Source organism: Micromonospora sp. HNM0581, from assembly GCF_012726175.1.
GTDB lineage: Bacteria > Actinomycetota > Actinomycetes > Mycobacteriales > Micromonosporaceae > Micromonospora.
The window spans coordinates 57,829-80,651 of the sequence record NZ_JAASAD010000009.1 but is presented as its reverse complement, the minus strand read 5'-3'; the positions used below and the strand labels follow the sequence as shown (position 1 = coordinate 80,651).

General features: G+C 70.1%; 17 protein-coding genes. 7 read left to right on the top strand and 10 right to left on the bottom strand.

Going from position 1 to position 22,823, the window contains the following annotated elements:
- Positions 1 to 747 (bottom strand): hypothetical protein, encoded by a 747-nt coding sequence (locus HCA58_RS13380; protein WP_169598147.1) that lies wholly within the window; start codon positions 745 to 747, stop codon positions 1 to 3.
- Positions 748 to 769: 22 nt separating this feature from the next.
- Positions 770 to 4,438, bottom strand: a complete 3,669-nt coding sequence (mfd, locus tag HCA58_RS13375) for a transcription-repair coupling factor (protein WP_169598146.1) — start codon at positions 4,436 to 4,438, stop codon at positions 770 to 772.
- Between the two features lie 434 nt (positions 4,439 to 4,872).
- Here mfd and ppc point away from each other — a divergent pair, with 434 nt between their 5' ends.
- Positions 4,873 to 7,659 (top strand): phosphoenolpyruvate carboxylase, encoded by a 2,787-nt coding sequence (gene ppc / locus HCA58_RS13370; protein WP_169598145.1) that lies wholly within the window; start codon positions 4,873 to 4,875, stop codon positions 7,657 to 7,659.
- Positions 7,660 to 7,679: 20 nt separating this feature from the next.
- Here ppc and HCA58_RS13365 read toward each other — a convergent pair whose 3' ends face one another.
- Entirely contained in the window at positions 7,680 to 8,381 is a 702-nt protein-coding gene (locus tag HCA58_RS13365; RefSeq protein WP_169598144.1) for a hypothetical protein, read from the bottom strand.
- Between the two features lie 111 nt (positions 8,382 to 8,492).
- Between HCA58_RS13365 and HCA58_RS13360 the strand changes: the two genes are divergently transcribed.
- Positions 8,493 to 9,662, top strand: a complete 1,170-nt coding sequence (locus HCA58_RS13360; protein ID WP_169598143.1) for a DNA recombination protein RmuC — start codon at positions 8,493 to 8,495, stop codon at positions 9,660 to 9,662.
- Between the two features lie 163 nt (positions 9,663 to 9,825).
- Positions 9,826 to 13,089, top strand: coding sequence for a S8 family serine peptidase (locus tag HCA58_RS13355; RefSeq protein WP_169598142.1), 3,264 nt, complete (start codon positions 9,826 to 9,828; stop codon positions 13,087 to 13,089).
- 59 nt (positions 13,090 to 13,148) lie between these two features.
- Here the strand turns inward: HCA58_RS13355 and HCA58_RS13350 are convergent, their stop codons facing one another.
- The 3 genes from HCA58_RS13350 to HCA58_RS13340 form a co-directional block, all read right to left on the bottom strand.
- Positions 13,149 to 14,069 (bottom strand): hypothetical protein, encoded by a 921-nt coding sequence (locus HCA58_RS13350; RefSeq protein ID WP_169598141.1) that lies wholly within the window; start codon positions 14,067 to 14,069, stop codon positions 13,149 to 13,151.
- Between the two features lie 62 nt (positions 14,070 to 14,131).
- On the bottom strand, positions 14,132 to 14,572 hold the full coding sequence (locus HCA58_RS13345) for a hypothetical protein (RefSeq protein ID WP_169598140.1): 441 nt from the start codon (positions 14,570 to 14,572) through the stop codon (positions 14,132 to 14,134).
- A 55-nt stretch (positions 14,573 to 14,627) separates the two neighbouring features.
- Complete coding sequence (locus tag HCA58_RS13340; RefSeq protein WP_169598139.1) at positions 14,628 to 15,617, bottom strand: 4-hydroxy-3-methylbut-2-enyl diphosphate reductase; 990 nt, start codon at positions 15,615 to 15,617, stop codon at positions 14,628 to 14,630.
- A gap of 151 nt (positions 15,618 to 15,768) precedes the next feature.
- On the opposite strand from HCA58_RS13340, the gene xseA reads away from it, so the two are divergent.
- On the top strand, positions 15,769 to 16,989 hold the full coding sequence (xseA, locus tag HCA58_RS13335; RefSeq protein ID WP_169598138.1) for an exodeoxyribonuclease VII large subunit: 1,221 nt from the start codon (positions 15,769 to 15,771) through the stop codon (positions 16,987 to 16,989).
- 120 nt (positions 16,990 to 17,109) lie between these two features.
- Positions 17,110 to 17,340 carry an exodeoxyribonuclease VII small subunit gene (locus HCA58_RS13330; RefSeq protein ID WP_169598137.1) on the top strand — a complete coding sequence of 77 codons (231 nt, stop codon included), beginning with the start codon at positions 17,110 to 17,112 and terminating at the stop codon, positions 17,338 to 17,340.
- A 178-nt stretch (positions 17,341 to 17,518) separates the two neighbouring features.
- On the opposite strand, the gene HCA58_RS13325 is transcribed toward HCA58_RS13330, so the two are convergent.
- The 3 genes from HCA58_RS13325 to HCA58_RS13315 all read right to left on the bottom strand — a co-directional run bounded on the left by HCA58_RS13325 (position 17,519) and on the right by HCA58_RS13315 (position 20,038).
- Entirely contained in the window at positions 17,519 to 18,355 is an 837-nt protein-coding gene (locus HCA58_RS13325; protein WP_169598136.1) for a hypothetical protein, read from the bottom strand.
- Between the two features lie 171 nt (positions 18,356 to 18,526).
- Positions 18,527 to 19,330 carry a hypothetical protein gene (locus HCA58_RS13320; protein WP_346775978.1) on the bottom strand — a complete coding sequence of 268 codons (804 nt, stop codon included), beginning with the start codon at positions 19,328 to 19,330 and terminating at the stop codon, positions 18,527 to 18,529.
- A 132-nt stretch (positions 19,331 to 19,462) separates the two neighbouring features.
- Positions 19,463 to 20,038: a DUF4245 domain-containing protein gene (locus HCA58_RS13315; RefSeq protein ID WP_169598135.1), complete on the bottom strand. Its 576-nt coding sequence runs from the start codon at positions 20,036 to 20,038 to the stop codon at positions 19,463 to 19,465.
- 144 nt (positions 20,039 to 20,182) lie between these two features.
- Here HCA58_RS13315 and glpX point away from each other — a divergent pair, with 144 nt between their 5' ends.
- Positions 20,183 to 21,214: a class II fructose-bisphosphatase gene (glpX, locus tag HCA58_RS13310; protein ID WP_169598134.1), complete on the top strand. Its 1,032-nt coding sequence runs from the start codon at positions 20,183 to 20,185 to the stop codon at positions 21,212 to 21,214.
- 26 nt (positions 21,215 to 21,240) lie between these two features.
- Positions 21,241 to 22,236: a DMT family transporter gene (locus HCA58_RS13305; protein WP_346775984.1), complete on the top strand. Its 996-nt coding sequence runs from the start codon at positions 21,241 to 21,243 to the stop codon at positions 22,234 to 22,236.
- On the opposite strand, the gene HCA58_RS13300 is transcribed toward HCA58_RS13305, so the two are convergent.
- Complete coding sequence (locus HCA58_RS13300; protein WP_169598133.1) at positions 22,169 to 22,819, bottom strand: rhomboid family intramembrane serine protease; 651 nt, start codon at positions 22,817 to 22,819, stop codon at positions 22,169 to 22,171. The genes HCA58_RS13305 and HCA58_RS13300 overlap by 68 nt on opposite strands.
- Positions 22,820 to 22,823 lie beyond the last annotated feature (4 nt).

Genomic DNA, 22,823 nt, shown 5'->3' with positions numbered 1-22,823 from the left:
TCAGCCGGCGGTCGGTGCGGCCGGCTCGGGCCGCGGCCTCGGAGTGGAGATGTCGGTGACCGCGTCGGAGCCCGGCTCGCCCAACGGCACGCCCACCGCGATGGCCTGTCCGGTGAAACTGAGCACCGGGAACACCAACGGCCGGTAGCGGGGGTTGACCGTCACGTCATACGTCTCGACGGCCTCACGCAGGGAGTTACGGCTGGCCAGCGCCTGACGCAGCTGGTCACCGTCGAGCTGGGCGGCGGCCTGTTCGACGGTCACCTCGGCCGGCACCGCACCGGCCCGTTTACCCGCCGCCACCAGATCGACCAGCTCCTGCTCGGTCGGGGCCACCGGAGCGCCGATCGGGATCCCGGACAGGCAGGTGTACAGATCGGCGACCTGGCGCACGTACCCGGTCTCCGGGCTGAGGCCGATGCCCTGCGCCACCTGGGCGGGGTCGACCTGCCCCTCCGGCCGGTAGCCCTCGGCGGCGGAAATGCGCTCACAGACCTCACCGAGCACCAGAGTGCTCACCACCTGGCTGCGGCCCGGCAACTGCGGCTCCTGGCCGGGCGGTACGTCGTCCGTTCCGGTGGGGATCGGGTTCGTCGCCTGAGCGTCCTCGATGATCTCGGTGACCGCGTCCTCGGTGATCCGGTGGTCACCGACGTACGCGGCGACACCGGGCTCGGAACGGCAACCGGTGAGAGCGACGAGGCCGACCGCCACGCTGGCGACGGCGACAAGACGGCGAACACGCATGCCTGTCACTCTCTCATGCCCCCTACCCACCAGTGACACCGGCGGGTGCGCCGAGGACGTCGGAGAGCAACTGGGCGCACCACTCCAGCAGGGCCTGGTCCCGCAGTGGCTCGCCGCCGACCCGGCGGGTGGTCGGCCGGGGCACGCTCACCTGGTCCACCGCCACCTTGTAGACCGAGTCAGGATGGTAGCGCTTGAGCCGTAGCTGCTTGGAATCCGGCAACGGCAACGGCCCGAACCGGATGTGCCGGCCCTGCAGGCTGACGTCGGTGAGGCCGTAGGACCGGGCCAGCAGCCGGAACCGGGCCACCGCGATCAGATTCTGCACGGGCGCCGGCGGCTCACCGTACCGGTCGGTCATCTCGGCGGCCACCTCCCGTAGCCGTTCCTCGTCACGCGCCTCCGCCAGCTTGCGATACATCTCCAGCCGCAGCCGCTCCACCCCCACGTAGTCGTGCGGCAGGTGCGCGTCCACCGGGAGATCGATCTTGATGTCGGTCTCCTCCTCCGGACGCTCACCCTTGAACGCCTGCACCGCCTCACCGACCATCCGCACGTACAGGTCGAACCCGACGCCCTCGATGTGCCCGGACTGTTCGCCGCCGAGCAGGTTGCCGGCACCACGGATCTCCAGATCCTTCATCGCCACGTACATGCCGGCTCCCAACTCGGTGTGCTGGGCGATGGTGGCCAGCCGCTCGTGCGCGTGCTCGGTGAGCGGCTTGTCCGCCGGATAGAGGAAGTACGCGTACGCCCGTTCCCGGCCCCGGCCGACCCGCCCCCGGATCTGGTGCAGCTGGGCCAGGCCGAGCAGGTCGGCCCGCTCCACGATCAGTGTGTTCGCGTTCGGGATGTCGATGCCGGACTCGACGATCGTGGTGCAGACCAGGACGTCGTACTCCTTCTCCCAGAAGCCGACCATCACCTTCTCCAGGGCATCCTCGCCCATCTGCCCGTGCGCCACCGCCACCCGCGCCTCGGGCACCAACTCCCGCAGCCGGCGGGCGGTCCGCTCGATCGACTCGACCCGGTTGTGCAGGTAGAAGACCTGGCCGTCGCGGAGCAGCTCACGGTGGATCGCGGCGGCCACCTGCCGGTCGTCCTGCGCGCCGACGGCGGTGAGCACCGGGTGCCGCTCCTCCGGTGGCGTAGCGATGGTGGACATCTCCCGGATGCCGGTGATCGCCATCTCCAGGGTGCGCGGAATCGGGGTGGCGGACATGCTCAGCACGTCGACCGCCGCCCGCATCGACTTCAGGTGCTCCTTGTGCTCGACGCCGAAGCGCTGCTCCTCGTCGACGATGACCAGCCCGAGCGACTTGAACCGGGTGGCCGAGGCCAGCAGCCGGTGGGTGCCGATGACGACGTCGGCGGTGCCGTCGGCGACCATGGCGAGGGTCTGCTCGGCCTCCTTCGGCGTCTGGAAGCGGGACAGCTGCCGGATGGTCACCGGGAACTGACTCATCCGCTCGGCGAAGGTGTTGTAGTGCTGCTGCACCAGCAGGGTGGTCGGCACCAGCACGGCGACCTGCCGGCCGTCCTGCACCGCCTTGAACGCCGCCCGTACCGCAATCTCGGTCTTACCGTATCCGACGTCGCCGCAGATCAGCCGGTCCATCGGGACGCTCTGCTCCATGTCCCGCTTGACCTCTTCGATGGCGGCGAGCTGGTCGGGCGTCTCCTGCCAGGGAAATGCGTCCTCCAACTCCCGCTGCCAGGGGGTGTCCGGCCCGAAGGTGTGCCCCTTGGACGCCTTACGGGCGGCGTAGAGCTGGATCAACTGGGCGGCGATCTCCTTGACCGCCTTGCGGGCTCGGGCCTTGGACTTCTGCCAGTCCGAGCCGCCCATCTTGTGTAGGCTCGGTTGCTCGCCGCCGACGTAGCGGCTCAACTGGTCGAGCTGGTCGGTGGGGACGAACAGCCGGTCACCGGGCTGACCGCGCTTGCTCGGGGCGTACTCGATGACCAGATATTCCCGGGACGCGCCGTTGACGGTCCGCTGTACCAGTTCGACGTACCGGCCGATGCCGTGCTGCTCGTGCACCACGTGGTCACCGGCGCGCAGCTCCAGCGGATCGATGGTGTTGCGCCGCCGGCTCGGCATCTTCCGCATGTCACGGGTCGACACGCCCCGACCACCGGTCACGTCGCTGCCGGTGAGCAGCACGAACCGGGCCGCCTCGTCGACGAAGCCACCGGTCAGGCTGCCGCAGGTGACCAGCAGCTCACCCGGGGCGGGTGCGGCCAGCACCTCCTCGGTCATCCGGGCACCGAGACCCCCGTCGCGGAGCACCTCGACGGCCCGCTGGGCGGGACCGTGGCCCTCGAAGACCAGCGCGATCGACCAGCCCTCGCCGGCCCACCGCTTGAGGTCGTCGACCACTCGGGCGGTCTCCCCGTGGTAGAGCGGTGCGGGCTGGGCGGTCAGCGCCACCGCGATGGCGTCGTCAGGAGTGACATCGACGGCCTCCGGCTCGTCCTCCCAGGGCTGCCGGGTCGCGGCGACGCCCGGCTCGGCCAGGCCGAACGGGGACAGCGTCCACCAGGGCTGGCGCAGGGTCGCGGCGTGGGCGCGTACGTCGGCGAGAGTGTGGAAGGCCGCTGCTCCCAGGTCGACCGGGGCATGGCCACCGACGGCGGCCGCCGCCCAGCTGGCCTGCAGGAACTCTTCTGAGGTACGCACCAGGTCGTGCGCCCGGGTGCGGATCCGCTCCGGATCACAGAGCAGCACGTGGGTGCCGGCCGGCATGCAGTCCAGCAGCAACTCCATCGAGTCGTTGCCGATCAGCGCAGGGGCCAGGGACTCCATGCCCTCCACCGGCACCCCGCCGGCCAGTTTGTCCAGGATCTCGGCCAGCTCCGGGTACTGCTGCGCGAGCGTGGCGGCCCGCTCCCGGATCTCGGGGGTGAGCAGCAGTTCCCGGCAGGGCGGAGCCCAGAGCTGGGCGACCTGCTCGATGGTGCGCTGGTCGGCGACGGCGAAGGTGCGGATCTCCTCCACCTCGTCGCCCCAGAACTCGACCCGGGACGGGTGCTCATCGGTGGGCGGGAAGACGTCGAGGATGCCGCCGCGAACGGCGAACTCGCCTCGTTTGGTGACCAGGTCGACCCGGGCGTACGCCATGTCGGTCAACCGGCGGGCGATCTGCTCCAGGTCGGCCTCGTCACCGGCGGCCAACCGGACCGGTTCCAGATCGCCGAGCCCCTTGAGCTGGGGTTGAAGCACCGAGCGGACGGGGGCCACCACCACCCGCAACGGGCCGGTGCGCCCGTGCGCGTCCGCCGAGTCCGGGTGCGCCAGCCGGCGCAGCACGGCCAACCGTCGACCGACGGTGTCGGAGCGTGGGGAGAGCCGCTCGTGCGGCAGCGTCTCCCAGCTCGGGAAGATCGCCACCTGCTCGGGCGGCAGCAGGCCACCCAGCGCGGCGACGAGATCCTCGGCCTCGCGACTGGTCGCGGTGACCGCCAGCACCGCCCGTCCCGCGCCGCCAGCCGTCGCGCCGCTCCCCGAGCCGCCGGCCCGGTCGTCGGGATCCGCCGCGACCGCGGCGACCGCGAACGGGCGCAGCGCCTGCGGGGCGGTCAGGTCCAGCCCGTCGACCTGGGCCGCACCGGAGCGCGCCAGGTCACGAACGCGGGTCAGGCCCGGGTCGGCCAGGGCGGCGGCGAACAGTCCGGTGAGCGCAGTCATGATCACTTCCGAGGTGGGGACACGACGATCACCCCGCGTCCAGCCGGACGGGGGGTGTCCGAATGACAGCCTAGCTCCGCCCCCCGACCGTCTCCCCGTTTACACCCCCGCACACCGGTACGTCGACGGCGCCGACAGGTACGGGAAGAGACCCGGCAGGCCGGCGGAGGGTGAGACGATCGCCACTCGATCGCCAGGTCGGGGCTTCGGGGGCTGCACCAACGACGTCATGCCCCGACGCTATCGGCTGTGAACAGCGGTTCTCGACCTCCGGAAGACCTCGACCGACGCACCTCGGCAGCGTCGCAGCCGGGCACGGGTTCCCCGGAACGAAGGGCGTTATCAAGGGGCCCTTCCTTCCCGGCAGGTTCGCGTGGATACGATCGGGGCAGTCGGACAGCGCGGTCCTTCGTACTTGACGTGAGGAGCGCATGGTGACCGACCAGCACGATCACGACGGCCCCGACGCCGCGCTGCGCGCCGACATCCGCAGGCTGGGCACGCTGCTCGGGCAGACCCTGGCCCGCCAGGAGGGTCGCCCGCTACTCGACCTCGTGGAGGAGATCAGGGCCCAGGTTCGCGCCGACGCACCGGCCGCCGCCCGGCGACTCGGCGGGCTCGATGTGACCACCGGCACCAAGCTGGCCCGCGCCTTCTCCACCTACTTCCACCTGGCCAACATCACCGAGCAGGTGCACCGGGCCCGCGACCTGCGCCGCCGTCGCGCCGTTCAGGGCGGTTGGCTGGATCAGGCGGCCAAGATGATCGCGGAACGCGGGGTGCCGGCCGAGGAGATCGCTTCGGTGGCCCGCCGGTTGGCGGTACGTCCGGTCTTCACCGCCCACCCGACCGAGGCGGCCCGCCGGTCGATCCTGTCCAAGCTGCGGGCGATCGCCGACGAACTGGACGCCGAGACCGCCAACGCGATCCTCTACGGCGCCAGCGACGAGGGTCCGGCGAACCGGCGGCTGGCCGAGCTGCTCGACCTGATGTGGCAGACCGACGAGCTGCGACTCGATCGGCCGGACCCGACCGACGAGGCACGTAACGCCATCTACTACCTGCGTGACCTCTACGCCGAGGCGGCTCCGCAGGTCCTCGACGACCTCGCCGAGACGCTGCGTACGCTCGGCGTGGAAACCTCGCCGACGGCACGACCGCTGACCTTCGGCACCTGGATCGGCGGTGACCGGGACGGCAACCCGTTCGTCACCCCGACCGTGACCCGCGAGGTGCTGGCCATCCAACACGAGCATGGCCTGACCGCCACCGAAGCGGCGATGGAAGAGTTGATCAGCGAGGTGTCGGTTTCCCGCCGGCTGCGCGGAGTGTCACTCGACCTGTCCGCAAGCCTCGCCGCGGACCTCGACGCCCTGCCGGAGGTGGCGCCCCGCTTCCGCCGGGTCAACGCCGAGGAGCCGTACCGGCTCAAGGCCCGCTGCGTACGCGCCAAGCTCGCCAACACCCGGGCCCGACTGCGCCAGGGCACGCCGCACGTGCCGGGGCGCGACTACCGTGGTTCGGCCGAGCTGATCGCCGACCTGGATCTGCTACGCGCCTCGTTGGCCCGCAACTCCGGTCAGCTCACCGCCGTCGGCCGGCTCGCCTCGACCATCCGTACCGTCTCCGCGTTCGGCCTGCACCTGGCGACCATGGACGTCCGCGAACACGCCGAGAAACACCACGAGGTGCTCACCCAGCTGTACGCAGCGGTGGGTGAGGTCGACGACTACCCGTCGCTGAGCCGGCTGGAACGCACCAAGCTACTCGCCGACGAGTTGGCCAGTCGCCGGCCGTTGTCGACGACGGACACCCCGCTCAGTGAGTCGGCCCGCAAGACCTTCGACGTGTTCAGCACCATCCGTGAGGCGCAGGACCGGTTCGGCTCCGAGGTGATCGAGTCGTACATCATCTCGATGACCCTCGGCGTGGACGACGTGCTCGCCGCAGTCGTACTCGCCCGTGAGGCCGGCCTGGTCGACGTACACGGCGGGCGGGCCCGGATCGGCATCGTGCCGCTGCTGGAGACGCCGGCCGAGCTGAACTCCGGCGGCGAACTGCTCGACGAACTGCTGTCCCTACCGGCGTACCGGGCACTGGTGGCGGCCCGAGGTGACGTGCAGGAGGTGATGCTCGGCTACTCCGACTCCAACAAGGAGGCCGGCATCACCACCAGCCAGTGGTCGATCCACCGGGCGCAGCGGGCACTGCGGGACGTGGCGGCCCGGCACGGTGTGCACCTGCGGCTCTTCCACGGCCGGGGCGGCACGGTCGGGCGCGGCGGCGGCCCCACCCACGACGCGATCCTGGCGCAGCCGTACGGCACCCTGGACGGGGCGATCAAGGTCACCGAGCAGGGTGAGGTGATCTCCGACAAGTACACCCTGCCCGCGCTGGCCCGGGAGAACCTGGAACTGAGCGTGGCCGCCGTGCTCCAGGCGACGCTGCTGCACACCGCGCCCCGCCAACCCGCCGAGATGTTGGAACGCTGGGACGCGACGATGGACGTGGTGTCGGAGTCGGCGTTCCGGTCGTACCGCTCGCTGGTGGAGGATCCGGACCTGCCCGCGTACTTCTGGGCGTCCACCCCGACCGAGCTGCTCGGTGCGCTGAACATCGGCTCCCGGCCGGCGAAGCGGCCCAACACCGGCGCCGGGCTGGCCGGGCTGCGGGCCATCCCGTGGGTGTTCGGCTGGACCCAGACCCGGCAGATCGTGCCCGGCTGGTTCGGCGTCGGCTCCGGTCTGGCCGCCGCCCGGGAGGCCGGGCTGGCCGACGTGCTCGCCGAGATGCACCGCAACTGGCACTTCTTCCGCACGTTCCTGTCCAACGTGGAGATGATGCTGACCAAGACCGACCTCGGCATCGCCCGCCGGTACGTCGAGACTCTGGTCCCGAAGCAGCTGCACCCGATCTTCGACAAGATCGAGCAGGAGTACGAGTTGACCCGACGCGAAGTGCTCGCCGTCACCGACTCACCGGACCTGCTGGAGAACTCCCCGGTGCTGCAACGCACCCTCGCCGTACGCGACACCTACCTGGAGCCGTTGCACCACCTCCAGGTGGCACTGCTGCGGCAGTACCGCGACTCGGGTGCGGCCGGACGGGCGGTGGCCACCGCACCGGGTGGCCGACGGGCCCCCAGCGACGGTACGGCCCTGGAGCGGGCCCTGCTCACCACCGTCAACGGCATCGCAGCCGGCATGCGCAACACCGGCTGAGGGGTGCGGGAAGAGCGGTGTCAGAAGTTCCCGCCGCCGAAATCGGCTTCGCCGGAGTCGCCCCCGACGTCGCTCGGCTCCCGCACGTCGGTGGCGGCTTCGGCGTCGTAGCCCGGGTCGCCGAACGACGGTGAGAAGAGAGCGTCGGCGATCAGCATGCCGCCGAGCAGCCCGACACCGGCGCCTGGCGCGGTCCGCCACCAGGGGGTGGAGTACCAGCCGGCCGGCACCGGTCGGCCCCGTACCCGTCCGCCCGGGTAGTAGTACGGGGTGTCCTGCCCGGGTCGCGGTCCGGCTTCGAACCTCTGGCCCTGCACCTCGACCTGGCGCGGCACGGTCAGCTCACCGGCACCGGCGGCAGCGGCCAACGGCGGCAGGGCCGGTCCCGGGTCGATGCCCATCGCCAGCCGCGCGGCCCGGGTGTAGCTGAGACCCTCCACTGCGGTCTCCCGGGCGAGCCGGTACTGCGTGACGCTCCTGGCCTGCTCCAACTGGGACCCGGCGGCGTGGTAGCGCTCGGCGGCGTCGGCCAGTGCCTGGCGCACCGCCGGGTCCTCACCGCCGAGGTTCATCACCTGCCCGCCGAGACGCTCGTGCCACCGCCACGCGTCAGCTCGCACATCGGCGAGGCTGCGGGCCGCACGAGCGGTACGCTCCCGACGCCACCAGAGCAGGACACCGCCGAGCAGCACCACGAACAGGACGAGCAACAGAAACTCCACCACTTCAACGTACCCACCTGGGCCGACGATGCCCGGCGCGCCGAGCCCGACCCGAAAGGCAGCGCGTACCCGTCCGGGCACGAAGGGCACGGCTTTGGCAAGCTTCTCAGGATGGAGCTATCGACCCTGGCGGTTGTCGTCGTCTGTCTCGGTGCCGGCGGTTCGATCGGCTGGTTCGCCGCCCGGGCCAACTCAGCGACCCGGATAGCGCGGCTGGAAGCCACCCTGCACGCCACCCGCGAGGGCGAGGGGCGGTTGGAGCAGTCGATGCGGGCGTTGAGCTACGAGGCGACGGCCCAGTCGCAGGAGGCGGTCGCCCGGGCGGTGGCCCCACTGCACGACACGCTGCGTCGCTACGAGCAGCGGGTCGCCGACCTCGAACGGGAGCGGGTCGACGCGTACGCTGAACTGCGCGAGCAGGTCCGCGCGATGAGCACGGTTTCCGGTGAGCTGCGTACGGAGACGAAACAGCTGGTGGCGGCACTGCGTGCGCCGCAGGTACGCGGTCGGTGGGGTGAGCATCAGTTGCGCCGCATCGTCGAGGCCGCCGGGATGTTGGAGCACTGCGACTTCGCCGAGCAGGTGACCGCCGCCACCGACCAGCAGACGGTACGCCCCGACCTGGTGGTACGGCTGCACGGCGGCCGGAGCGTGGTGGTGGACGCCAAGGCCCCGTTCGACGCGTACCTCACCGCGATGGAGGCGCGCGACGAACGGGGCCGGGACAGCCATCTCGACGCGCATGCGAAGCATCTCCGGGCGCACGTCGACGCGTTGGCCGCCAAGTCGTACTGGGCCGCGTTCGAGTCCACTCCGGAGTTCGTGGTGCTGTTCGTGCCGGCGGACCCGTTCCTCGACGTGGCCCTGCAACGCGATCCGACCCTGTTGGAGCACGCCTTCGCCCGCAACGTCGTACTGGCCACCCCGGCTACCCTTGTCGCGTTACTGCGTACGGTCGCCTGGTCGTGGCGGCAGGAACAGTTGACCCGTAACGCGATGGCCGTTCACACGGTGGCGCGGGAACTGTACGGGCGGCTGTCGACGCTGGGTGACCATGTCGGCAAGCTGGGTGCCTCGCTCGGTAGCGCGGTCACCGCGTACAACCGGGCGGTGGGCTCGCTGGAGGCGCGGGTGCTGGTGAGCGCCCGCAAACTCGCGGAACTCGGTGTGTCGGATCAGGAACTGCCCACGCCGGGGCAGGTGGAGCTGGCACCCCGGCAGCCGCAGGCGCCGGAACTGCTTGCGGAATCCACACCGGATGATCGGACTCGGTCTAACTGAAATCGATCCCTATCCTCTTCGATGTGACAATGTGCGCCCCGCGTATCACGAGATGGTCACAACGTACCCGGCGGTAGTGACATCGATGGTCGGCACCGCGAAGTATTTCGCTCACGCGTGCCCTGCTTCTGAGGGCGCCTGAGTTCTCTGGAGGAAAGAGAACGTGAGTAAACCCCGAAACCTGAGCCGGCGTACCTCCGCCGCGCTCTTCGCCTCGGTGATGGCAGCCAGCGCCGTGACCGTGGCGGGCGGTGCCGCCACCGCGAGCGCCGCTCCTGCCGGACCCGACGCCGCGCAGGCCACCCCCGCCGAGGCGTTGGATCAGCACGACGCCAAGCTGCTCGCCGAGGCGGAGGCGAAGAAGGCCCCCACCGTCACGATGATCGTCGCCACCGACCAGGGTAAGGCGAAGGACGTCGCCGACGACCTCGAGGACCTCGGCGCGGCCGTGACCGAGCGCTACGACACCATCGGCTACGTACTCGCCAAGGTGCCGACCGGAAAGGCGGTCAAGGCCGCCAAGCTGCCGGGTGTCGCCGCCATCGACCTGGACGAGAAGATCCAGCTCCCTGACCCGAAGCCGGAGGTCGCTCCGGGCACCACTGGTGGTAAGCAGGGCGGCACGCTCAGCGGACCGGGCGCCAGGACGAAGGCCGACAACCCGTACATGCCGACGAACGAGACCGGTGCGGTCAAGTTCGTCAAGCAGCACAAGGAGTGGGACGGCCGCGGCGTCACGATCGGCATCATGGACTCCGGTGTGGACCTGGAGCACCCGGCGCTGCAGGAGACCACCACCGGCGAGCGCAAGATCGTCGACTGGGTGACCGCGACCGACCCGTTCGAGGACCCGACCTGGCGTCCGATGCTCAACCAGGTGACCGGGCCGACGTTCACTCTCGCCGGTCGCACCTGGACCGCCCCGGCCGGCGTCTACCGGTTCAACCTGTTCAGCGAGAGCATCACGAACGGGAGCGACCCGGCCGGTGACGTCAACCGCGACGGTGACAAGACCGACCAGTGGGGCATCCTCTTCGACCCCGCTACCAACAACGTCTGGGTCGACACCGACCAGGACGGTGACTTCACCGACGAGGCCGTGATGCGGCCGTACAAGGAGAAGTTCGACGTCGGCCACTTCGGCACCGACAACCCGGCGACTCCGATCACGGAACGGATGTCGTTCGTCGTCGAGTACCGCAAGAACGTCGACACCGCTCCGGTCGGCGGCCCCGGCCTGGTGGACTACGTCAACATCGGCATCATCGAGAGCGCTCACGGCACGCACGTCGCCGGCATCACCGCCGCGAACGACATGCTCGGTAACGGCGCGTTCGACGGTGCCGCCCCCGGCGCCAAGATCGTTTCCTCCCGTGCCTGCTCCTGGGGTGGCGGCTGCACGGCCGCAGCGCTCACCACCGGCATGGCCGATCTGGTGATCAACCGTGGCGTCGACGTGATCAACATGTCGATCGGCGGCCTACCGGCGCTCAACGACGCCAACAACGCCCGCGCCACCCTCTACGACAACCTGATCACCACCTACGGGGTGCAGATGTTCATCTCGGCCGGCAACTCCGGCCCGGGCGTGAACACCATCGGCGACCCGTCGGTGGCGGGCAACGTGGTCAGCGTCGCCGCCAGCATCAGCAAGGACACCTGGCTGGCCAACTACGGCTCGGTGGTCAAGAAGAAGAACGCCCTGTTCAACTTCTCCTCGCGCGGCCCGCGTGAGGACGGTGGCGCCAAGCCGAACATCGCCGCGCCGGGTGCGGCCATCTCCACCACGCCGGTGTGGCAGCCCGGCAGCCCGGTCGCCGAGGCCGGCTACACGCTGCCGCCGGGCTACGGCATGTTCAACGGCACGTCGATGGCCTCCCCGCAGGCCGCCGGTGCCGCCGCACTGCTCCTCTCGGCAGCCAAGGCCACCGGCAAGGGCATCACCCCGGAGATGCTCCGCCGGGCGATCTTCACCTCAGCCAAGCCGATCGCCGACACCCCGACCTACGGTCAGGGCTACGGCATGTTCAATGTGGCGGGTGCCTGGAAGCTGCTCAAGAAGGGCGTACAGACCCGGTCCTACACCGTCGACGCACCAGTCTGCACGGTGCTCTCCGGCCAGCTGGCCACGCCGCACCGCGGTACCGGCGTCTACAACCGCTGCGGCTCCGCCGACGGCGGCCACAAGGTGAACCAGTCGAAGTCGTACCAGGTGAAGCTGACCCGCACCAGCGGGCCGGCCGGGAACGTCCGGCACGACATCGACCTGCGCGGCAACGACGGCACCTTCCGGGCGCCGAAGCGCGTCACGCTGCCGCTGAACAAGACCGTCACCGTCACCGTCACCGCCAAGCCCAGGACGGCGGGGGCACACAGCACGATCGTCACCGTCGACGACCCAGCCACCAGCACCGTCGACTTCGAGTTCTCCGCCGTCGTGGTGGCCTCGAACGACGTCAGCAAGCCCAACTTCGCCTACTCGGCCCAGGGCTCGGTGGACCGGAACAGCACCACGTCGTACTTCGTGACGGTTCCGCCGGGTGCCACCGCGTTGCAGGTGAACCTCTCCGGCATCGCCACCGCGTCGCAGACCCGCTTCATCGCGATCAACCCGTGGGGCGTGCCGGTGGAGACCACCTCCAGCCTGGCCTGCTTCACCAACCACAACACCACGGTCGTCTGCAACGCCTTCGAGCGTGACTACCAGAACCCGATGCCGGGTGTCTGGGAGATCGAGGTCGAGTCCCGGCGGACCTCGCCGTCGCTGAACAACCCGTACCAGATCCAGGCACGGGTGCAGGGCGTCGCGGTCGAGCCGGCCGTCGTCGAGCTGCCGTCGGTCAGCGCCGGCACCCCGACCCAGGTCACCTGGTCGCTGAAGAACACCTTCGGCCCGGTCACGGTGACCGGCCAGGGCGGACCGCTGGCGAGCACCCACGCGGAGCGACCGACCATCACCGAGTACGACATCCAGGAGTACGTCGTCGAGGTGCCGGCGGGTGTCACCAGCTTCACCGCCCGGATCGGTAACACCTCGGACGCTGGAGCCGACCTCGACCTGTTCGTCTACCGGGACGGCAGCCTGGTCCAGTACAACGCGGACGGTGACTCCGAAGAGTCCGTGACCATCAACAACCCGACCGCCGGGACGTACACCGTGGTCGTCGAGGCGTACTCGGTGGACGGAGCCGGTGGCAGCACCGCCTACGACTACCGGGACTCGTTCTCCTCCCCGGCGCTCGGCACCCTGACGACGTCGGCTGGCAGCATCACCCTGGCGAACGGTGCCACCAGCACCGTCTCCGGTACGGTGACCGCCCAGTCGGCTCCGACCGCAGGCCGGGCGCTCTACGGTGAGCTGGCCGTGGTGACCGCCGAAGGCGCGGTCGTCGGCCGTGGTGCAGTGTCCATCGGTGCAGTGAACTGACCCACCACCACCAGGAAGCCCGTCTCCGGTTCTCCGGAGACGGGCTTCCGCCTGTCCACTCAGGTACCGACCGGTTCGGGGCGGTCAGGTGCCGGAGACCGGCCCGTGCGGCCGGCGTACAGGCCCACCACGAGCAGCAGGTACGCGGCCAGTTCCAGGGCGGCAACCATCGCCGGGCCGTGCGCGGCGAAGCCGGGCACTGTCTGGGTGGCAGCGGTGAAGACGCCACCACGGTCGATCAGGTGCGGGGGCTGGGGCGGGCTCCCGATGACCGCGTCGACCCGGATCAGCGCGACCAGCACCAGCAGTACAGCACCACCTGCCGCGAGCCGCAGCCGGTGGGCGAGGAGCAGGGCCACCAGGACGATCGCGCCGAGCGCCAGCGCGAGCGGCAGCAGTCCCGCTACCCCGGTGGCGGCGATCCTTGCGAGCGAGTCACCGTCAACGCCGGGGTGCTGTCGCCGAAGCTCCCACACCTCCGTGTATTCGGCGACTGAGCGTACGAAGGCGTACCCGGTCACCAGCACCGCGGCCAGTACCATCCCGACAGTCGCCGGCCGCCCCGGGCGGCCACCACCGAGCCGCGCCGTCAGCGCCAGCATCGAAACGAAGACCATGCCCGCCCAGTTCTCCCGAACTTCTGCGGTGACCACAAGCGCCGGATCGGGTGGATCCACCGCCAGAAAGGCCAGGCGCCTGGCATCCGCGATGGGCATCGAATGCCACGCGTCGACCATCAACGTGGTGAGCGCCACCGGCACAACCCAGCGCACGACCGGCACGGCCAGGTCCGGCGTAGATGACACAGCAGGCGGGGCCGGGATCACAGGGGTGTACCCGGCTGACAGGGCGTATGCCGCCAGCAGCAGCAGCGCGAGCATTTCGGCCTGAGGCAGCAGCGGCTCGTCCACGAAGATTCCGACTACGTGGACGACGGCTAGGATGCCGGCTGCTGCGGGAAGCATCGTTCGGTACCGCACCCGGGCATCCTGCCATCGAATGATCCACGTCGTCGGCCGCCGCCGGGCGGCCGCGACCGCGATCAGCCGCGTCTTGCCGACGCCACCACGAAGGGGGTGCCCTGCTGGCAGGTGGTCATCAGGGTCGGATCTGCACGACCGGTGACCGTGACCGTCTCACCGGAGGTGAGCACGTCACGATCCCCACCGAGCAGCAGGTAGCCGTCGAGCAGCAGACAGCCCGGTTCGATGCCGGATTCGACCCGGCCGGTCAGGGTGATCTCTGCGGTCACCGGTGGCTTCGACGTGCCGGTGGGTCGCACCGTCGGTCGGGTGGTCGGTGCCGTCGTGTCCACCGGATCGGAGGGCGCGGGCCCGGTCGGGTCCGGAGTCGGCAGCTCGGTCACGGGTGACGCTCCCGTCGGGGTCGGGGTGGTGGTGCCGTCCCCCGTATCCTGGCCGGCGCAGGCGGCGAGCGCCGTGCAGACGATCAACGCGGTGGCGGCAATCCGAAGGGCTCTCATGCCAGGCTTCGACGCGCCGGGACGGTGAACAGTTCCATCGACCTTCCCGGCTCCGTCAGTCGCGGGCCGCCGCAGCGGCCTTCATGTCACGCTTGAGTTCCTGGGGCAGCGAGAAGGTGAGCCGTTCGTTCGCGGTCACGACCTCCTCGACGTCGGTGAATCCGCGCTCGGCGAGATGCGCCAGCACCTGCTGCACCAACTCCTCCGGCACGCTCGCCCCGGAGGTCAGGCCCACTGTCCGCGCATCGGTCAGCCAGGCGTCCTGAATCTCGTGGGCGAAGTCGACCAGGTGGCCGCCCCGGGCGCCGCCGTCCAGGGCCACCTCGACCAGGCGTACCGAGTTCGACGAGTTGCGCGAGCCGACGACGATCACCACGTCGCACTCCGGCGCGATCTCCTTGATCACGTGCTGCCGGTTGCTGGTGGCGTAGCAGATGTCGTCGCTGGGCGGCGACTGGAGCATCGGCAGCCGCTTCTTCAGCCGGGCGACGGTCTCCATCGTCTCGTCCACCGACAAGGTGGTCTGCGACAACCAGACCACCTTGTTCGGGTCCCGCACGGTGATCCGGTCGGCGTCTTCCGGGCCGTCCACCAGCTGAATGTGCTCCGGCGCCTCGCCGGAGGTGCCGATGACCTCCTCGTGCCCCTCGTGACCGATGAGCAGGATGTCGTAGTCCTCGGCGGCGAACCGCTTGGCCTCGTGGTGCACCTTCGTCACCAGCGGGCAGGTGGCGTCGATCGCCTTCAACGACCGCTGTCTGGCCTGCTCATAGACCTCGGGTGCCACGCCGTGCGCGGAAAAGATCACTGTGGCACCCTCGGGCACCTCCTCGTTCTCCTCCACGAAGATCGCGCCCTGGGCTTCGAGCGTCCGCACCACGTGCGTGTTGTGCACGATCTGCTTGCGGACGTAGATGGGGGCACCGTAGAGCTTGAGCGCCTCCTCGACGGTCTGCACCGCCCGGTCCACGCCCGCGCAGTACCCGCGGGGCTTGGCCAGGAGCACGCGCTTGCCGGTCCGGGAAGTCGTCTCAGCCTCAGTCACCCGTTCATCGTACGTGCCCGTTCCGGACCCGGCAGCGGCTGCCGCGACGCCCGAACCGGACGATCATGACTCCACCGACGACGACCACCACCACCGGACACGGCAGGTCTTGATCACAGCCGGTCGGCGCAGTGAACCGTAGGGTGGGCGGGTGAGCGAAGGGGCTGGCGGGAAGAGCAGTTCGGAGGATCCGTGGCCGGTGCGGGTGGTCAGTCAGAAAATCGGCGCCTGGGTCGCTCGACTCGGCTGGGTGTGGGTGGACGGACAGGTGGCGCAGATCAGTCGGCGTCCCGGCGCCAGCACGGTGTTCCTGACGCTGCGTGACCCGTCCGCCGACCTCAGTCTCACCGTCGCCACGAACCGCGACGTGCTCGATTCCGGCGCGCCGGAGCTGCGCGAGGGCGCCCGTGTGGTGCTGCACGCCAAACCCGAGTTCTACGCCGCCCGGGGCACGCTCAGCCTGCGTGCGGACGAGATCCGCCAGGTCGGCCTCGGTGAGCTGCTCGCTCGACTGGAAAAGCTCAAGAAGCTTCTGGCCGCTGAGGGACTGTTCGACCGGGCGCGTAAACGCCGCCCACCTTTCCTGCCGCAACGCATCGGGCTGATCACCGGTCGGGCCAGCGCCGCCGAGCGGGACGTGTTGACGAACGCCCGCCGACGCTGGCCGGCGGTGGAGTTCCGGACGGTGAACGTCGCCGTGCAGGGCCCGACCGCTGTCCCGCAGATCGTGGACGCGCTCAAGGTGCTGGACTCGGACCCGAGCATCGACGTGATCATCCTGGCTAGGGGCGGGGGTGGCATCGAGGATCTGCTCCCCTTTTCCGACGAGGCGCTGTGCCGGGCCGTGTTCGCCTGCCGCACACCGGTGGTCAGCGCCATCGGCCACGAGACAGACGCACCGCTTGTCGACTACGTGGCCGACGTTCGGGCGTCGACCCCCACCGACGCGGCCAAACGGGTGGTGCCCGACCTGGCCGAGGAGGTACGCCTGATCACGCAGGCCCGGCACCGGGTGCGTCGGGCCGTACACAATCTCGTCGATCGGGAAGCCCACCGCATCGACGCGTTGCGCTCCCGACCGGTGCTGGCCCGACCGCAGGTGATGATCGAGCAGCGGGCCGCCGAGTTGGCCGCGCTGCGCCAGCGCGCCGACCGTTGTCTGGAACACCGCCTCGCCGCCGCCGACGACGACCTCCGGCACACCCGGGCCCGGTTGCGCGCTCTCTCCCCGGCCGCCACCCTGGACCGCGGGTACGCCATCGTCCAGCGCGCCGACGGTCATGTCGTACGCGCGGCCGGCGAGGTGACGCCCGGCGACCCGCTGCGGGTCCGTCTCGCCGACGGCGAACTGTCCGCCACGGTCGGCGGCTGACTTGCCGGCCCCGCTCCGCCTCCGGTCGGTTGGCCAGCGCCGGCACGTCCCGACAGCCGGTGCGGTCGAGCGGCGGTGCGGTCGACGGTGGCCTGGGTCGGTTGTGCTGAGATGGGTGCGATGACTGACGAGAAGACCAGCGGGTCGGACGAGCGGCTCAGCTACGAACAGGCCCGCGCCGAACTTGCCTCGGTGGTGGAGCGGCTGGAGGCCGGCGGCACCTCGCTGGAGGAGTCACTGGCGCTGTGGGAACGCGGCGAGGCGCTGGCGGCCATCTGCCAACGTCAGCTCGACGGTGCCCGTGTCCGCATCGACGCCGTACGGCCCGACCAGAGCGTTCGACCAGGCTGATGGGGTCCCGCAGCGGGCCCGGACAGCCGACCCTGCCGACCCGGATAGGGGCACGGCCGTCCGAGCGGCACAGACGTCACGGCGGGAGCTGGTCGGCTCCCGCCGTGACGCTCGCAGCTCATCGCTGGCGGGGCGTGCCGTCCTCCGCTGGAAGACATGCCCCGGTAGGTCGTCCCGCTCAGTCGAACAGGTCGTACAGCTCCGGTGGCGCCTCGACGACCTGGTCGGCCGGGGGCCTGGTCGCCTCGGTCGCGTTGCCGTAGTCGGAGTAGGTCACCCGGACCTCCTGCCCGGTGGGCTGCCCGCCCTCCGGCAGCTGGATGACCATCTCGACGAGTCGTCCCTGGGCGTCGGTCACCGCGGTGAACGGCACCGGCTTCGCCTCCCCGCCGAGCGTGGTGATCACGGTCGGGTCGAGTGCTCCGGCGTCGGCCGCCTCGGAAAGGTCGAGGGTGCCGGCATACGCCCCGTCGCCGGTACGACGGACATCGACGACCGCCTGGGTCAACACCTCGCTGCCGGCCGGGTCGACCTGGTCGAAGTCGAAGCCGAGACTACGGTTGCCCTCGATCCGGCTCTGGTCGAGGTGGTGGTACTTGCCGAGGTTGAGCCGGTCCACACCGGGTACGCCGGTGGCCGCCTGGCCCTGGAGGTCCAACTTCACCCAGCTGTCCGGCTTCGCGTGGATGAGGTCGAGGCTGATCGCCAGGTCGTCGGTCGACTCGCCGAGGCGTACCCGCATCTCAGCGCTCTGACTCGGCTGGTGCACCTGCCCCTCCGCCGTGGAGCCGGCACCGGACATGCTGAACCTGAAGTTGCCGTTGCTGATCTCCCGGGTCGAGTCCAGCAGCGCCTGCTTCGCGTCGATGTCGACCTCGGGTGCGGCACCGGTGGCGGGGGTGGTGACGGACGGTGTGGCGCTCGGTCCGGCGTCACCGGTGGTGGTGCAGCCGGCGACGCCGGGCGTGAGGAAGGCGACGGCCACGAGGCCGGCGCCGAGTCGTCGAACGGTCATCGGTGTCTCCCAGCAGGGTCATCCGGTGCCTTCTCGCGCCGGAGGCTCCTCTGCTCTGTTCCCTGCCACCCGCCCTGGCAATCCACTCCGGTGCGGCCGCCGGTGGTCGCCAGCGCGCCGAGGGACGCCATCGAGGGTGGGCTGAGCCCGCCCTCGATGCGCCGGCTCGACCTACTTGAACATCTCGTAGGTCTGGTCGCTCGCGTCGATCACCTGGTCCGCCGTTGGCTTCTGCACTGCGGACGCAGCACCGTAGTCGCCGTAGGTGACCTTGATGTCCTGTGCCTTGGTCTCGCCCGCCGCCGGGATGGACATGACCAGCTCGCTCAGCCGGCCCTCAGCGTCCAGCTTCGCGGTGAACGGGATCGTCTTGGCCTTGTCACCCAGTGCCTTGATCATGTCCTCGTCGGCGGCCACCGAGTCCTGTACGGCGGTGAGGTCGAAGGTGCCGCTGTATGCGCCCTCGCCGGTCTTCCGCACCTCGGCGAGGCCCTCGAACATGCCGGCGGCGTCGGCCGGGTCGGTGCCCTCCTTGAAGACGTCGAGGTTCTTCGCCTCCTTGGCCTTGGTGGCGTCGAGGTGCTGGTACTTGTCCTTGATCGCCTCCATCCCCGGGACGCCGTCGAACAGGTCACCCAGGTTGACCTTCACCCAGGTGTCGGGCTGGATCTGGATGAGGTCGAAGTCCATGGTGAAGTCTTCGTCACCGATGGCCATCGTCATCTGGGCGCTGTTGCTGGGCTTGTGGAACGTGCCCCTGCCGGTCATCGAGTCAGCCACGATGGTGAAGGTGAAGTTGCCCTCAGCCAGCCCCTTCGTGGAGGCCACCAGCGCGGCCTCGGGGTCGGCGGGAACGCCCGCCTCGGCCGGGGAGGCCGCCGAGGGCGTGTCACTACCGGAGTTGCTGCAGGCGGCGAGACCGGGAACGAGCAGCGTGGCGGCGACGAGGCCCACGCTCCACCGTCGAATCTTCACAGATCATCTCTCTTCGGACGGAAAGACCTGACCCGACGACAGCCCGATCAGGCATCGAACCCGGGGAGCGTAGCGTTCAGGGCCGACACGTAGGGGGCAGCCGACTCGGCTACCCCTCGCGCCCGGCCGCTGTCAATCGACGGCTGTGGCGAGCTCCCGCAGCTCGTTGTCGCGCGCATCACCCACGACGATCACCGTACGTTCCGGCTGGAGCAGCACCAACGCCTGCTCGTTGCCGCGGGCCGTGTACCGCTGCCAGGTGCCGGCCCCGAGATCTGTCCGCCCCTGCGGCCGGCCCTCGTCGGTCAGCTCGGCCGGTAGCAGCCGGTCCGGGGGCACGTTGCTTTGCACGAGTTGCAGGCCTCGACCCTCGGGGGTGACATATCCCACCCGGAGGGTCGCCCCATCCTCGGCCGTGCGGTAGGTGGCGCGCACGGCCCGCCACCCGCCGCCCAGCTCGGCCGGCTCGCTGACCGGGAACGCGCCGGCCAACTTCGCCTGCTCGAAGGCGGGCGCCGGATCGACCGTGGTCGGCGTGTCCCCCCCGAGGAAGCCCCGGTAGAAGGCGATGAGCAGGGCGATCGGGATCAGCAGCACCAGCAGCGAGATGGCCATGTCCCGTGGTGACCGCTCGTTCTTGGCGGCGGGCGCGGGTGGTGGCACGGGTTCGTCGTCGGGCGCGCGGTCAGCGGGCTGTGCGGGTTCCACCCCGCCATTCTCGCAGCCGCCCGACGGGCGGTATCCGTCTCATCACCGCCCCGACCCGGCTGCGCGTCCGCCATCGTGTGAGGATCAGGAACGAAGCCGGCAACGCCGGCCCGCCCCGCACCGCAGCGAGGAGGAGCCGATCTCATGACCACTATCAGGACGCGAACTCCCCAGAATCTCGACCGCAACCTCGCCCTCGACCTGGTCAGGGTCACCGAGGCGGCGGCGATGGCCGCCGGCCGGTGGGTCGGCCGGGGCGACAAGGAGGGCGGCGACGGTGCCGCCGTCGACGCGATGCGCAAATTGATCAACTCGATTCCAATGAAAGGGATCGTGGTGATCGGCGAGGGTGAGAAGGACAACGCCCCGATGCTGTTCAACGGTGAGCAGGTCGGCGACGGCGCTGGTCCCGAGGTGGACGTCGCGGTGGATCCGATCGACGGCACCACCCTGATGAGCAAGGGAATGCCGAACGCCCTCGCGGTGCTGGCGGTGGCCGAACGCGGTGCGATGTTCGACCCCAGCGCGGTCTTCTACATGGAGAAGCTCGCCGTGGGCCCGGCCTACGCCGACGTGGTCGACATCGAGGCCGGTACGGTCGAAAACCTCCGTCGCATCGCGAAGACCAAGGGCACGAGCATCTCCGAGGTCACGGTCTGTGTGCTCGACCGTTCCCGGCACGACGGCCTGGTCGACGAGATCCGTCACGCCGGGGCCGGCATCCGCTTCATCTCCGACGGTGACATCGCCGGTGCCATCGCCGCAGCGCGCGGCGAGTCGGACGTCGACGTGCTGATGGGCGTCGGCGGCACACCGGAGGGCATCACCGCCGCCTGCGCCCTCAAGTGCATGGGCGGCATGATGCAGGCCAAGCTCTGGCCACGGGACGAGGCCGAACGTGAGAAAGCCGTCGCGGCCGGCCACGACCTGGACCGGGTACTCACCACCGACGACCTGGTCACCGGTGACAACTGCTTCTTCGTGGCCACCGGCATAACCTCCGGGGACCTGCTGCGCGGCGTGCGGTACCGGGCCGGTGGGGCGTACACCCAGTCGATCGTGATGCGCTCCAAGAGCGGCACCATCCGGGTCATCGACTCGTACCACCGCCTGGAGAAGCTGGCACTGTACTCGGCGGTCGACTTCGATGGTCGGCCGTTGGACGAACAGGCTTGAGTGCCCCCACGGCGACCCGACCGGCGGTGTCGGCGGGTCGCCGTTTCGGCGCGGTGGTGCTGGCGACCGTAGCCGGGGTCGCGGTGGCGACGCAGTCGCGGATCAACGGCGAGCTGGGCGTACGCCTCGGTGACGGGACCGCCGCCGCTGTCGTCTCGTTCGGTACCGGCCTTCTGCTGCTGTTGGTGCTGGTCCCGGCCACCAAGGCCGGACGACGCGGGCTGGCCACCCTACGCACCGCCCTGAGCCGGGGAACTCTGCGGCCCTGGCAGTGTCTCGGCGGTGCCTGCGGCGCGTTCCTGGTGTTCACCCAGGGCGCCACCGTCGGCACCCTGGGAGTTGCGGTGTTCACGGTGGCGGTCGTGGCCGGCCAGTCCGCCAGTAGCCTGCTCGTGGACCGGGCGGGGATCGGCCCGAGCGGCCGACGACCGGTGACCGGCGCCCGACTTGCCGGGGCGGCGCTGACCGTGGTCGCGGTACTGCTGGCGGTCAGCGAACGGTTCCGCGAGCCGACGACGCTCGGCTTGGCCGTGCTGCCGCTGCTGGCCGGGGTGGCGGTGGCCTGGCAGCAGGCGGTGAACGGTTGGGTTCGGATGGTGACCGACAGTACGCTCACCGCGACGCTCGTCAACTTCTCCGCCGGTACGGCAGTGCTGCTCGTCGCGTTCGTCGGCAGTCTCGCGCTGCGTGGCCCGCCTCCGGGCGGGCTGCCCGACGATCTCTGGCTCTACCTCGGCGGGCCGATCGGTATCGCGTTCATCGCGGTGGCTGCTGCGGTGGTCCGACTCACCGGTGTGTTGCTGCTCGGCCTGGCCACCGTCGCCGGCCAGGTGGTGGGTGCGGTGCTTCTGGATGCGCTCGTGCCGGCCGGGACCGCACCGCCCGACCCGACCACGCTGCTCGGCGTCGTCCTCACTTTGGTTGCTGTGGCGGTCGCCGCCCTCGGCGGACGTTTCACGGCATGGTCATCGGCGACTCGGAACGGTACGGCCCGTCGAGGTCGGACCGACGGCGGAAGATGATGGCGGCCACGATTCCACCGAGCAACCCGAACAGGTGGCCCTGCCAGGAGATCCGTTCGTCGGTGGGTAGGACACCGACCAGTTGGCCGCCGTAGAGCAGCCCGACCAGCAGGAAGACCGCGAAGTTCCACCAGCTCCGCTCGAAGATGCCCCGGGTGAGCAGGATGCCGAGATATCCGAAGATCACCCCGCTGGCGCCGACCACGATCGTGTTCGACGAGCCGGTGAACCACACGCCTAGCCCACTGACCAGGACGATCACCAGTGTCGACCAGAGGAACCGCCGGGCGCCCGCCGCCAGCACGAAGGTGCCGAGGAGGATCAGCGGGATGCTGTTGCTGTAGAGGTGGTCGAAGCCGTGGTGCAGCAGCGGGGAGAAGAAGACGCCGTCCAGCCCGTCGATGCGCTGCGGGATGATCCCGGCTGCGGAGTCGAAGCCGGCGCCGAGCCAGACGTCGAGGCCCTCGATCAGGAACAGCACCGGAACCACCGCGCACATGGCGACGAACGCGCGGCCGATGGACGCGTAGAAGGCCAGGGTGCCGAACCGGTAGGGATCGCCGTTTCCGGGGAGCAGGGTCACCCGT